This window comes from Stenotrophomonas sp. S4 (assembly GCF_054187805.2).
The window spans coordinates 3,192,528-3,205,798 of record NZ_CM196188.1; the positions used below are offsets into that span (position 1 = coordinate 3,192,528).

The following is a 13,271-nucleotide window of genomic DNA, read 5'->3' on the forward strand; positions in this document are numbered from 1 at the left end:
ACCACCCTTCCCGCCACCTGCAACGGCACTATCCACGAGGTAGCCAGGCCATGATTGATCAGACAGTCGTAGAACTGTCGCGGCTGCAATTCGCGCTGACCGCGATGTACCACTTCCTATTCGTACCGCTCACCCTCGGCCTGTCCTTCATGGTGGCCATCATGGAGAGCGTGTACGTGATGACCGGCAAGGAGATCTGGCGCAGGATGACCCTGTTCTGGGGCGTCCTGTTCGGCATCAACTTCGCCATGGGCGTCGCCACCGGCATCGTCATGGAATTCCAGTTCGGCATGAACTGGTCCTATTACAGCCACTACGTGGGTGACATCTTCGGTGCGCCGCTGGCCATCGAAGGCCTGATGGCGTTCTTCCTGGAAGCCACCTTCGTCGGCCTGTTCTTCTTCGGCTGGAACCGCCTGACCAAGGTCAAGCACCTGATGGTGACCTGGCTGATGGCGCTGGGCACCAACCTGTCGGCGATCTGGATCCTGATCGCCAACGGCTGGATGCAGAACCCGACGGGTGCGGTGTTCAACCCGGAAACCATGCGCATGGAAGTCGTCGACTTCATGGCCGTGGTGTTCAACCCGGTGGCGCAGGCCAAGTTCGTGCACACCGTCAGTGCCGGTTACGTGACCGGTGCGGTGTTCGTGATGGCGATCAGCGCCCTCTTCCTGCTGCGCAACAAGCACAAGGACCTGGCCCGCCGTTCGTTCGCGGTGGCCGCAGCCTTCGGCCTGCTGTCGTCGCTGTCGGTGGTGGTGCTGGGTGACGAGAGCGGTTACGCCGCCAGCGAACACCAGAAGATGAAGCTGGCCGCGATCGAAGCGATGTGGGAGACCGAGCGTGCACCGGCCGACTTCACCGCCTTCGGCATCCCGAACCAGGAAACCCACCAGAACGACTACGCGGTGAAGATCCCGTACCTGATGGGCCTGATCGCCACCCGTTCGTTGAACCAGCCGATCCCGGGCATCCTGGAACTGGTCGATCGTGCCGAGCACCGCGTGCGCGGTGGCCAGCTGGCCTACGGTGCACTGGAACGCCTGCGCGCCAACAAGAACGACGTTGAGGCGCGCGAGATGTTCGACCGCCATTGGCAGGACCTGGGCCATGGCCTGCTGCTCAAGCGCTACCGCGATGACATCCTCAACGCCACCCCGCAGGAAATCTCGCAGGCGGCGATGGACACCGTGCCGCGCGTGATGCCGCTGTTCTGGACCTTCCGCGTGATGGCCGGCCTGGGCTTCTACCTGATCGCCTTCTTCGCGCTGGCCTTCTACTACTCCTGCCGCAACAACTTCCAGGACAAGCGCTGGTTCCTCAAGCTGGCCCTGTGGACGCTGCCGGCACCGTGGATCGCGATCGAATGTGGCTGGTTCGTGGCCGAATACGGTCGCCAGCCGTGGGCGGTCGACGGCGTGCTGCCGACCTTCTATGCGGCATCGGGCCTGGCCCTGCATGAAATCGTGCTGACCCTGGCGGGCTTCACCGCGATCTACACCGCGCTGATCGTGGTCGAGATCAAGCTGATGCTCAAGGCGATCCGCAAGGGTCCGGACGAGGTGCTGCCGTCGCTGCAGTCGCCCCAGCCGCATGCTTCCCACAATGCCTCGGCGCCGGCCGCCGGCCAGGCCTGAGGCAGGAGAACCAAGATGGATTTCATTCTTCTGGACTACACCACGCTGCGCGTGATCTGGTGGCTGCTGCTCGGCATCCTGCTGATCGGTTTCGCCGTGATGGATGGTTTCGACCTGGGCGTGGGCACCCTGCTGCCCTTCGTCGCCCGCAACGATGCCGAGCGCCGGCTGGTGATCAACACCATCGGCCCGGTTTGGGAAGGCAACCAGGTATGGCTGGTGCTCGGTGGCGGTGCGATCTTCGCCGCCTGGCCGCCGCTGTATGCGGTCAGCTTCTCCGGGTTCTACCTGGCGATGTTCGTGATCCTGTTCGCCCTGATCCTGCGTCCGGTCGGCTTCAAGTTCCGCAGCAAGATGCCCAGCGAACGCTGGCGCAACACCTGGGACTGGGCGCTGTTCATCGGTGGCTTCATCCCGGCGCTGATCATGGGCGTGGCGGTGGGCAACGTGGTGCTGGGCGTGCCGTTCCACTTCGATGACAGCATGCGCATCTTCTACACCGGCTCATTCTTCGGCCTGCTGATGCCCTTCGCGCTGCTGGCCGGCCTGCTCAGCGTGTCGATGCTGGTCGCCCACGGTGCCGCCATGCTGGTGCTGAAGACCGATGGCCCGGTGGCCGAGCGTGCGGCCCGCTTCGGCAGCATCGCCGCGATCATCGCCTTCGTGCTGTTCGCGGTCGGTGGCGCCTGGGTGGCCTTCGGCCTGCCGGGTTACCAGATCACCTCGCAGGTGGTCACCGATGGCGCCACCAATCCGCTGCTGAAGACCGCCGAACTCGGCGCCGCCGGTGGCTGGATGCGCAACTACAGCACGATGCCGGCCACGATCCTGGCCCCGCTGCTCGGCCTGGCCGGCCTGCTGGCCAGTGCGGTGCTGCTGCGTGCCCGTCGCGGCGGCCTGGCCTTCATTGCCTCCGGTGCGGCCATCGCCGGCATCATCCTGACCGTCGGCTTCGCCATCTTCCCGTTCCTGCTGCCGTCCTCGAGCCAGCCCACCTCCAGCCTGACCGTGTGGGATGCCTCGTCCAGCCACCTGACCCTGTGGATCATGCTGCTGGCCACGGCGGTGTTCCTGCCGATCATCATCGGTTACACCACCTGGGTGTACCGCGTGCTGAAGGGCAAGACCACCACTGAAGAAATGGGCAACAACCCGAACGCGTATTGATCGCCTGCACGTGTGCCGACCAACGGTCGGCACCTACCCGGAATGAAGGAGACTGATCATGTGGTATTTCGCCTGGATTCTCGGCGCCGGCCTCGCCTCGACGGTGGCCATCCTCAACGGCATGTGGTTCGAAGCCCGCGAGCAGAACCGCATCGAGAAAGAAAATCGTCGCTGAGCTGTAAAAAAACCTTGCCGCCCTGGCCTTCACACGGTATCTTAGGCGGCTCCTTCGGGGTGTAGCTCAGTCTGGTAGAGCGCTACGTTCGGGACGTAGAGGTCGCAGGTTCGAATCCTGTCTCCCCGACCACTTCGGTGGTCGCATTGAAGCCTGGTGAAGTCGTCCAGGCTTTTTTGTTCCCTGAAGTGGCACTGCTTCGGTAGTGTGAAGAAAACGGCATTTACCCCTTGCCGCCATCGGGGTAAATCGCTAGAATAGGCGGCTCCCTTCGGGGTGTAGCTCAGTCTGGTAGAGCGCTACGTTCGGGACGTAGAGGTCGCAGGTTCGAATCCTGTCTCCCCGACCACTTCGGTGGTCACCAAGAAGCCTGGAAGACATCACTGTCCTCCGGGTTTTTTTGTATCAGGCACCCGGCCGCCCGCATGACGGGACCTTGCCGGAGCCCGCACGTACAATGGCCGCGCTGCCGGCCCGCCAGCAGCCCCTCCCCCACCTGCCGCTTCGGCGTAGACCGATGCCGGCGCTGCATGCCATTGCCCCGGCGTGCGACACCTGCAAGGACCACCGATGAGTTCCTCCACTTCCGATTCGCCGTCGCTGCTGCACGGGCGCGTCCTCGCGTTCGCTGCGATCCTGCTGGCAGCGATCAACCTGCGCACCGCGGTCACCTCGATCACCCCGCTGCTGGACGTGCTCGGCCAGCAGTTCGGCTTCGGCACCACCATGACCGGCGTGCTGGGCATGCTGCCGACCGCCTCGTTCGCGCTGTTCGGCGTCGCCACGCCGGCACTGGCGCGGCGCCTCGGGCTGGAGCGCACCACGCTGCTGGCGATGGTGATGGCGATGGCCGGCCTGCTGCTGCGCTCCAGCGCCGGCAACGTCGGCACGCTGCTGTTGGGTTCGGTGGTGGCACTGGCCGGCATGGGCATCGGCAACGTGGTGGTGCCACCGCTGGTGAAGCGCTATTTCGCCAACAAGGTCGGCACCATGAGCACGCTCTACATCAGCGTGCTGCAGCTGGGCACGATGCTGCCGGCGCTGCTGGCGGTGCCGGTGGCCAACGCCGCAGGCTGGCGCGTCTCGCTGGGCATGTGGGCGCTGCTGGCGCTGGCTGCCGCACTGCCGTGGCTGGTGCTGGCCACGCGCGCGCCGAAGCCGCAGACCGACGCGTCCGATCCGACCGCGCAGCCGCACGGCAAGGTCTGGCGCACGTCGCTGGGCTGGAGCATGACGCTGATGTTCGGCATGACCTCGCTGATGACCTACTCGATGTTCACCTGGCTGCCGCGCATCGTGGTCGAGGCCGGTGGCACGCCCGCGTTCGGTGGCGTGATGGTCGCCGTGTTCTCGGCGCTGGGCCTGCTGCCGTCGCTGGTCATTCCATCGATGGCGGTGCGTCTGCAGAACCCGTTCCCGCTGGTGCTGATCGGCTTCTTCTCGTTCGTGATCGCCTTCACCGGCCTGCTGCTGGCACCGATGAAGGCGCCACTGCTGTGGGCCTGCCTGCTCGGTGTCGGCCCGTCCACCTTCCCGCTGGCACTGACGCTGATCAACCTGCGCACGCGCACCCCGACCGGCTCGGCGGCGCTGTCCGGCTTCATGCAGGGCGTGGGCTACAGCTTCAGCTGCCTGGGCCCGTTCCTGGTGGGCTGGCTGCACACGGTCAGCGACGGCTGGACCCTCCCGTTCAGCTTCCTGTTCGGCTGCGCCACCCTGATGCTGTGCGCCTCGTGGGTGGCCTGCAAGCCGCGCAAGCTGGAAGATCTCTGGTAAGCGGCCGGGGCCGCCTGCCGGCCTCGTCGACCCGCCATCCGTCTTCACACGCATCTTGACGCTGGACTGACAATTCCGGGCGGATAGTGCCGGTGAATGCCCATCCTTGCCGCGTGCCGGCATCGGGCATGGGGGCGGCGTCGCCGCCCGGAACACCACTCGGTGTGCGGGGGACTTTCGTTTCAGACAAGACATTGCAGGTCGCTGTCCGGGTTGTACCCGCCCTTGCTGGGCGGCATGCACGAAGGGAGTGACGCAGGCCACGGCCATCCCAGAATCTGGCATGTGATGTGCGTCACATTTTCACAGGTTGTCTGGTTCGGAAGCCAAGGGGGTCCCCAATGGTTGTCCACCGCCGGCTGGCGCTCTGCGTCGGCCTTGCCTGCACCGCCCTGGCCTGGGCCAGCAGCGCTGCCCCGCCCGACCGCGACGCGGCGTTGGCCGAGATCGGCCGCTATCGAGACCAGGCGCGTTGGCTGGACGCCCTGGGCGCGATCGAGCGCGCCAGCCAGCAGCAACCCAACGACGACCTGCTGTTCAAGCTGCGCGTATTGACGCTGGGCGACATCGGCAACGCCTGGCGCGCGTGGGAGCTGTACCAGCAGCGCCCGCAACTCTTCGACGATGCACAGAAACAGCGCCTTGAAGGCGACTACCTGGCCAAGCTGGTGGTCTGGAGCCTGGCCTACAGCAGCAGCGAGGACAGCCGCCTGGAAGAGGCCGAATCGACCTTGGCCCGCATGCAGCGCTACCTTGGCGGCGAAGGCACGCCGCCCGCGCAGGCACCGCTGCGGATCCGCATGGACCGCCTGATCCTGCTCAACCGGCTGGGCCGCCATGCACAGGTCCGCGAGGAAGCCCGGGCACTGCAGGCCGAAGGCCACACCCTGCCCGACTACGTGCTGCCCGCAGTGGGCGATTCGTTGATGGGCACCCTGCACCCGGAGGAAGCCATTCCGGTGCTGCAGGCCGCCGTGGCCGGCGACCCGACACGCGACGCCTCGCATTCGGAGCTGGCCTACGCCTACCTGGAAAGCGAGCAGCAGGAAAAGGCCATCGACCTGCTGCAGGCATGGCGTGACAAGGAGCCGGCCTGGCGCTGGAGCAACGGCAAGTCGCCCTACGCGAACTGGTCGCGCTACGAGGCCGACCTCAACCTGGCGATGGTGCGCGCCTACAGCGGTGACCTGCACACCGCGCAGCACGACCTGGAGTCGATGGTCGAGATCGCACCCGGCAACGGCGGGCTGCAGAGTGCGCTGGGCAGCGTCTACATGATGCGCGGCTGGCCACGCAGGGCGCTGCAGCGCCAGCAGATGGCGCACGCGCTGGACCCGCGTGACATCGAACCGCGACTGGGCATGGAAGAAGCCTACGTTGCCCTGCAGCGCGACGACCTGGCGCGACCGCTGCACGATGACCTGGTCGCGCGCTATCCCACCCAGCCGGCGGTCGAACGCATGGACCAGGCCTGGCGTGCGCATCGCGGCTGGCAGCTGAAGGCATGGACCGACATCGGCCACAGCTCCGGGGGCGGTGGCACCTCGCCACTGGGCAACAACGATCGCCACTACGGCGTGGAAGTGGAGACGCCGATCCTTGATGACCGCTGGCGGTTGTTCGCCCTCGCCGACCGGCGTTCGACCGACTTCCAGGACCAGCGCATTGATCCGTTGTGGCTGGGCGCGGGCGTGCGTTACCGCTTCGGGCGGCTGGACGCAGAAGCAGCCGTACTGCGCGCCAACGACCACATCGGCGATACCGGCCTGCGCGCCGGTGTCGGCTGGCAGTTCAACGATTACTGGCATGCCGGCGTGGTGGCCGCGCGCAATGATCCGGACGCCTCGATGCAGGCGCGCGCGGCCGGCATCACCGCCGACAGCGTGAGCGCACAGGTGGACTACCGGCGCAGCGAGCTCACCCACTGGATGTTCGGCGCCAGCCGCTTCCGCTATGACGATGGCAACCATCGCGAGCTGTTCAGCACCAGCCTGGAACAGCGCCTGCTGACCCGCCCCCGCTGGCTGATCGATGGCCTGGCCAGCGCCTACACCAGTCGTGGCAGCCGCGACGATGCGCCCTACTTCAACCCGAAACGCGACCGCATGGTCGAGATCGGCCTGCGCATCGACCAGCAGCTGTGGCGGCATTACGAGCGCCACTTCCGGCACCGGCTGACCGTCTCGCTGGGCGACTACTGGCAGGACGGCTTCGGCAGCGCACTGGTGCCGTCGGTGTCCTACATGCATGAGTGGCAGCTGGGCCCCGGCCGCGTGTTCGAGTACGGCGTGCGCTGGTCACGGCCGGTCTACGACGGCCATCGCGAACGCCATATCGGCTTCGAAGCCGCATTGCGCTGGGGAGACTGACATGGCCCGCATCCTGCGACTGATCGTGCTCCTGCTGCTGGCCAGCGTGCCGCCGGCGTTCGCGCAGCAACCCCTGCATCTTGATGCGATCGACAACGGCCTGCTGATCCTCAGCTACCACGACATCCGCGACCAGGTGGCCGCCAAGGGCGATGCCGATACCTATGCGGTGAGCACGCAGAACTTCGCCGCGCACCTGGACTGGCTGGGCGCGCATGGCTATCACCCGGTCTCGCTGTCGCAGGTGATCGAAGCCTCGCAGGGCCGTGCCACGCTGCCGCCGAAACCGGTGCTGCTGACCTTCGACGATGGCCTGCGCAGCGTCTACGACAAGGCCTTCCCGCTGCTGCAGGCCTACCATTACCCGGCCCTGGTGGCGGTGATCACCGACTACGTGGACATGGCACCGGGCCGCACCATCGACTACGGCTACCGCCCGTTCGGCCACGATGATTTCGTCACCTGGGCGCAGCTGAAGCAGATGCACGACAGCGGCCTGATCGAAGTGGCCAGCCATACCGACGACCTGCACCACGGCGTGATTGCCAACCCACAGGGCAATTCCACGCCCGCCGTGGTCACCCGCATCTACACCCCCGCCACGCACAGCTACGAAAGCGAGGCGCAGTATGAGCAGCGCCTGCGCACCGACCTCACACGCAGCGCGCAGCGCATCGAACAGCATCTCGGCGTACGTCCGCGCGCGATCGTCTGGCCGTACGCGGCCTACAACCAGTTGAGCAACGACATCGCCGAGCAGCTGGGCATGCCGGTCTCGTTCGACCTGGAAGGCCGCAGCACCCCGGTGGCCAGCGACCTGCACGGGCTGGCGCGATTGCTGGTGAGCGACAACCCGACGGTGGAAGGCCTGGCCTATGAGCTGCGCCGTGATATCGCGCTCGATGGCATCCGCGCCCTGCAGATCGACCTGGACGATGTATATGACCCGGATCCGGCGCAGCAGGCACGCAATCTCGATGCATTGATCGAGCGGGTCAAGCGCATCGCGCCGACCCATGTCTATCTGCAGGCCTTCGCCGACCCGGACGGCAACAACACCGCCGATGCGCTGTATTTCCCGAACCGGCACATGCCGATGCGGGCGGACCTGTTCAGCCGCGTCGCCTGGCAGCTGAAATCCCGCGCCGGGGTGAAGGTCTACGCGTGGCTGCCGGTGCTCGGCTTCGAGCTGCCCGACCCGGTGCAGCGCAAGGCGCTGGCGATCCGAAATGGTGATGCCGACGGCATGTACCGGTTGGATTTCACCAACCCGAAGGCCAGGCAGATCATGCTCGACATCTACGAGGATCTGGCGGTCAATTCCTACTTCGAAGGCCTGCTGTTCCATGACGACGGTTACCTGCGCGACACCGAGCTGCCCGCGCTGGCGGCCGGCGAGGATGGCAGCGCACGTACCCAGGCACTGATCGACTTCACCCTGGCCCTGCGCGACAGCGCGCAGCGCTGGCGGCCGAAACTGGCAACGGTGCGCAACCTGTATGCCGAGCCGGTACTCCGCCCGCAGAGCGAAGCCTGGTTCGCGCAGCGCCTGGACCTGTTCAACAAGGCCTACGACCAGACGGCGCTGATGGCGATGCCGTGGATGGAAGGCAGCAAGCACCCCGAGCGCTGGCTCGATCAGTTGCTGGCCGCGGTACGCACACACGACCCGCAGCTTCAGCACACGCTGTTCGAGCTGCAGACCGTCGATTGGCGCAGCGGGCAGCCGATTCCCGCCGAGCGCCTGCGTGCGCAGATCCGCCAGCTGCAGGCGCAGGGCGTGCACCACTTCGCCTGGTACCCGGATGACTTCATCGCCGACCAGCCCTCCACCCGCGATGCCCGCGCGGCGATGTCCGCCGGCAACTTCCCGTACCCGGAGAAGTGACATGGACATGCATCCGCTGCTGCAGGTCCTGTTCCAGTTCGCCTTCTACTACCCGATGGTGATGGCGTTCTTCTGGATGTCCGGTGGCCTCTACTACTACTTCCGGCGCGAGCGGCATTCGCGGCCACGCAACGATCCACCGCTGATGATCGATCCACCGTTCGCCACCCTGCTGATTCCCTGCCACAACGAAGCGGAGAACCTGGGCGACACGCTTGGTGCGGCATTGGCACAGCGCTATCCGGCCGATTACGAGGTAATCGCCATCGACGATGGCAGCAGCGACGACACCGGTGCCCGCCTGGATGCGCTGGCCGCGAAGTACCCGCGGCTGCGCGTGCTGCACCTGGATCGCAACCTGGGCAAGGCCAACGCCCTGCGCATGGGCGCGCTGGCGGCACGCTCGGAATATCTTGTGTGCATCGACGGCGATGCAATGCTGGAAGAACACGCGCTGCACTGGATGATCTGGCACCTGGTCAGTGGCAACCGGGTCGGCGCGGTCACCGGCAACCCGCGCATCCGCAACCGCTCCACCCTGCTCGGGCGCCTGCAGGTGGCCGAGTTCTCCTCGATCATCGGCATGATCAAGCGGGCGCAGCGGGTGTACGGGCGCATCTTCACCATCTCCGGCGTGATCGCCGGTTTCCGCCGCACCGCCCTGCACCAGGTCGGCTGGTGGTCGGATGACATGGTGACCGAGGACATCGACATCAGCTGGCGCCTGCAGCGCGCGCACTGGGATATCCGCTACGAACCCAACGCGCTGTGCTTCATCCTGATGCCGGAAACGCTCAAGGGGCTGTGGCGGCAGCGCCTGCGCTGGGCCCAGGGTGGCGTGGAGGTGATGCTGCGCCACGCGCGCTCGCTGCTGCACTGGAAAGAGCGCCGCATGTGGGGCGTGTTGCTGGAGTACGTGCTGAGCGTGGTGTGGGCCTACACCATGCTGTTCATCGTGCTGCTGTGGGCACTCGGCAAGTTCATCGAGCTGCCGCCGCAGCTGCATATCGCCAGCCTGCTGCCGGAGTGGCATGGCGTGATCCTGGCACTGGTCTGCCTGCTGCAGTTCGCCAGCAGCCTGATCATCGACCGGCGTTACGAGACACAGATTGGACGCAATTACTTCTGGGTCATCTGGTACCCGATGGCGTACTGGCTGATCAGCCTTTCCACCACCCTGGTGGCGCTGCCGAAGACGCTGCTGCGCCGTCGCAGCAAGCGGGCCACCTGGACCAGCCCTGACCGGGGGATCCGATGAACGCGCAACGCCCGTCCAACCGTTTCGACTCGCGGATGATCCGCAAGCCGCACCGCCAGCCACGCTTCCAGCGCACTGCCTGGGGCTTCGTCACCCTGGCGTTCTGGGGCTTCTACTTCTACCTGTGGGCGCCCCTGGTGACCCTGCTCTCGTGGCTGATCGGTGGCCAGCTGGCCTGGCGGCAACTGTACGAACGGCAGAACCAGTTCGACCCGTACGTGCTGGTCGCGCTGCCATTGATGCTGCTGTGCGCCAGCGTGCTGCTGATCGGCTGGGCCGAGTACAACCGCGCCCGTTTCCGTGGCCGCGAGCGCCGCCTGCCGCGGCCGCTGGCCAGCCTCAACGAGGTGGCCGCCGACCTGGGCGCCAGCACCGGGCTGGCCGAACGCCTGCTGGGCTGCAAGGCCGCAACGCTGCACATGGACGATCACGCGCGGCCGATCGGCATCCGCCGCGAGGTGGTGTAGACCGATGCCAACTTTGGTCGGCGTTCTCTCTGGTGGGTGCCGACCTTGGTCGGCACCGGGGTCTACCGCGAAGAGCATCCACGCATGGCGTGGATCTACTTGCGCGTCTGCCCTTCCCCGCGCACGACAAATCGTTCGACGGTGAGCGCTTCCAGCCCCATCGGGCCGTAGGCGTGCAGGCGCGTGGTGGAAATGCCGATCTCGCTGCCCAGGCCCAGCTGGCCACCGTCGGAGAAACGCGACGAAGCGTTGACCATCACCACCGCCGAGCGCAGTGCAGTGACGAAGCGCTCGGCGTTGCCCGCGTCTTCGGTGGCGATCACTTCGGTATGGTCGGAGGTGTAGGTACGGATGTGCGCGATGGCAGCGTCGAGATCGTCAACCACGCGCACCGCCAGCACAAGATCAAGGAACTCGGCGGCATAGTCGTCTTCGGTGGCCAATATGCTGCCCGGCAGTAGCGGCTGCGCCAGTGCATCGGCACGCAGCTGCACGCCGCGCTCGCCGAGCGCCTGCGCCACGCGCGGCAGGAACGCTTCGGCCACATCACGATGCACCAGCAGCGTCTCCAGTGAATTGCAGGCCGCAGGACGGCTGCACTTGCCGTCCACCAGCAGGTCGATGGCCTTGCCGAGGTTGGCACTGGCATCCACGAACAGGTGACAGACGCCCTTGTAATGCTTGATCACCGGCACGCGCGCATGCTCGGCAACGAAGCGGATCAGTCCTTCGCCACCGCGCGGAATGGCCAGGTCGATCAGCTCATGCAGCTGCAGCAGTTCGAGCATCGCTTCACGGCGCAGGTCGGTCAGCACGGTCACCGCCGCCGGCGGTACGCCGTTGGCCTTCAATGCACCGGCCAGCGCCTGGGCGATGGCGGTGTTGGAGTGGATCGCTTCGGAACCACCGCGCAGGATCACGCCATTGCCCGCCTTCAGGCACAGCGCGGCCGCTTCGGCGGTCACGTTCGGGCGGGCTTCGTAGATCATCGCGATCACCCCCAGCGGAACGCGTACCTTCTGCACCCGGATGCCGTTCGGACGTACCTCGTCGCGGGTGACCTGGCCGACCGGATCGGGCAGTGCCGCCACTTCGCGTACCGCTTCGGCCATCGCGAACAGGCGCGCCGGGTCCAACGCCAGGCGATCGAGCATGGCACTGCCAACGCCCTTGTCACGCGCGGCGGCGAGGTCCCGCGCGTTGCCGGCCAGGATCAGCCCTGCATTCACTTCCAGTGCCTGCGCCATCGCCAGCAGCAGCGTGCGCCGCGCCGCGCTGTCCAGGCCGGCAACGATCTGCGCCGCATCGCGGCAGGCGCGCACCTGCGCTTCGATTTCGCTCATCGGGGTGTCCTTCAAACCGTTCATGGCAGCACCAGGTCGTCGCGATGGACGACGCTGCCGCCGTAGTTGTAGCCGAGCACGGCCTGGATGTCGCGCGAATGGTGGCCGGCGATCCGGCGCACGTCATCGGCGGCGTACTGGCTGACGCCGCGGGCGACACAGACACGCCCCTGCGGCGCGATCCAGCACACCTGCACCATGTCACCGCGGCGGAACGCGCCCTCAGCACCGGTGATGCCACCGGGCAGCAGCGAGGCGCCCTTCTCGCGCATCGCCTGTGCCGCACCGGTATCGATGATGATCGCGCCCTCGGCCAGCGGCGCGTGCCGCAACCAGTGCTTGCGGGCGGCCTCGCGGCTGCGTGCGGCATGGATGCGGGTGCCGAACAGGCGGTCCTGCGCCAGCGCGCGCACCACGTCGCTGCTGCGGCCGTTGAACAGGTAGGTCTCGATGCCAAGACGGCCCGCCTTGGCCGCCGCCTCCAGCTTGGTCCGCATGCCGCCGGTACCGGCGCGCGAGCCAGCGCCACCGGCCATCGCCAGCACATCGTCACTCAGTTCCGGTACGTCGTGCAGGGGCCGCGCGTCGGCCACGGTGCGCGGGTCGGCGCTGTACAGGCCGTCGATGTCGGTGGCGATGAACAGCGCATCGGCATCGACCAGTGCGGCCACGGTCGCGGCAAGGTTGTCGTTGTCGCCGAGCTTGAGTTCGTCCACCGACACGGTGTCGTTCTCGTTGACCACCGGCAGCGCACCCAGGCGCAGCAGTTCGCTCAGCGTAGCGCGTGCGTTGAGGTAGCGGCGGCGGTTGCGCAGGTCGTCGTGGGTCAGCAGCACCTGCGCCACCGGGCGCTCGAAGAATCGCTGCCAGAGCCCGATCAGCTGCGCCTGGCCGAGCGCGGCCAGGGCCTGCCGCGCCGCCATCGCCGCACCGGGTTCATCGGCCCGCGGCAGGATCGCGCGCCCCGCCGCAACCGCACCGGAGGAGACGATCACCACCTCGCGCCCGGCCAGTACGTTGGCGGAAACAAACTGGGCCAGGCCCAGCGCGTGGCGTGGCGACAGGCCGCCACCATCGGCCGCCAGCAGGCTGCTGCCGACCTTCAGCACTGCACGCCGCCACGGCGGCAGCGCCTGTTGCGGGAACGGCGAGGCGACGTTGGCGGCGTGCAGGGTCATCGGTCAGGGC

At 66.8% G+C, this 13,271-nt stretch carries 10 protein-coding genes and 2 tRNA genes; 10 read left to right on the forward strand and 2 right to left on the reverse strand.

Translation table 11 applies throughout. The features are described from left to right. Positions 1-50 precede the first annotated feature (50 nt). The 10 genes from ACUZUJ_RS15015 to pgaD all read left to right on the forward strand — a co-directional run bounded on the left by ACUZUJ_RS15015 (position 51) and on the right by pgaD (position 10,740). Complete coding sequence (locus ACUZUJ_RS15015) at positions 51-1,640, forward strand: cytochrome ubiquinol oxidase subunit I (RefSeq protein ID WP_014037845.1); 1,590 nt, start codon at positions 51-53, stop codon at positions 1,638-1,640. Between the two features lie 15 nt (positions 1,641-1,655). After that, positions 1,656-2,807, forward strand: a complete 1,152-nt coding sequence (cydB, locus tag ACUZUJ_RS15020) for a cytochrome d ubiquinol oxidase subunit II (RefSeq protein WP_014037846.1) — start codon at positions 1,656-1,658, stop codon at positions 2,805-2,807. Between the two features lie 58 nt (positions 2,808-2,865). Next, a complete protein-coding gene (cydX, locus tag ACUZUJ_RS15025) occupies positions 2,866-2,982 on the forward strand; it encodes a cytochrome bd-I oxidase subunit CydX (RefSeq protein ID WP_005410354.1) in 117 nt (38 codons plus the stop codon). Between the two features lie 55 nt (positions 2,983-3,037). Next, a tRNA-Pro gene (locus tag ACUZUJ_RS15030) sits at positions 3,038-3,114 on the forward strand. A gap of 140 nt (positions 3,115-3,254) precedes the next feature. After that, positions 3,255-3,331: transfer RNA gene (locus ACUZUJ_RS15035), tRNA-Pro, on the forward strand. A gap of 221 nt (positions 3,332-3,552) precedes the next feature. Next, complete coding sequence (locus ACUZUJ_RS15040) at positions 3,553-4,758, forward strand: CynX/NimT family MFS transporter (RefSeq protein WP_014037847.1); 1,206 nt, start codon at positions 3,553-3,555, stop codon at positions 4,756-4,758. Between the two features lie 341 nt (positions 4,759-5,099). Next, positions 5,100-7,127, forward strand: coding sequence for a poly-beta-1,6 N-acetyl-D-glucosamine export porin PgaA (gene pgaA / locus ACUZUJ_RS15045; protein WP_049442789.1), 2,028 nt, complete (start codon positions 5,100-5,102; stop codon positions 7,125-7,127). A 1-nt stretch (position 7,128) separates the two neighbouring features. Further along, a complete protein-coding gene (pgaB, locus tag ACUZUJ_RS15050; RefSeq protein ID WP_049442788.1) occupies positions 7,129-9,015 on the forward strand; it encodes a poly-beta-1,6-N-acetyl-D-glucosamine N-deacetylase PgaB in 1,887 nt (628 codons plus the stop codon). A 1-nt stretch (position 9,016) separates the two neighbouring features. Then, positions 9,017-10,273, forward strand: a complete 1,257-nt coding sequence (pgaC, locus tag ACUZUJ_RS15055; protein WP_049442787.1) for a poly-beta-1,6-N-acetyl-D-glucosamine synthase — start codon at positions 9,017-9,019, stop codon at positions 10,271-10,273. After that, positions 10,270-10,740: a poly-beta-1,6-N-acetyl-D-glucosamine biosynthesis protein PgaD gene (gene pgaD, locus ACUZUJ_RS15060; RefSeq protein ID WP_049442786.1), complete on the forward strand. Its 471-nt coding sequence runs from the start codon at positions 10,270-10,272 to the stop codon at positions 10,738-10,740. Before pgaC ends, pgaD begins: the two co-directional genes overlap by 4 nt. A 95-nt stretch (positions 10,741-10,835) precedes the next feature. Here pgaD and ACUZUJ_RS15065 read toward each other — a convergent pair whose 3' ends face one another. Beyond that, positions 10,836-12,107: a glutamate-5-semialdehyde dehydrogenase gene (locus ACUZUJ_RS15065; protein WP_049442785.1), complete on the reverse strand. Its 1,272-nt coding sequence runs from the start codon at positions 12,105-12,107 to the stop codon at positions 10,836-10,838. Continuing rightward, positions 12,104-13,261, reverse strand: a complete 1,158-nt coding sequence (gene proB / locus ACUZUJ_RS15070; protein ID WP_049442784.1) for a glutamate 5-kinase — start codon at positions 13,259-13,261, stop codon at positions 12,104-12,106. Before proB ends, ACUZUJ_RS15065 begins: the two co-directional genes overlap by 4 nt. Positions 13,262-13,271: the final 10 nt, after the last annotated feature.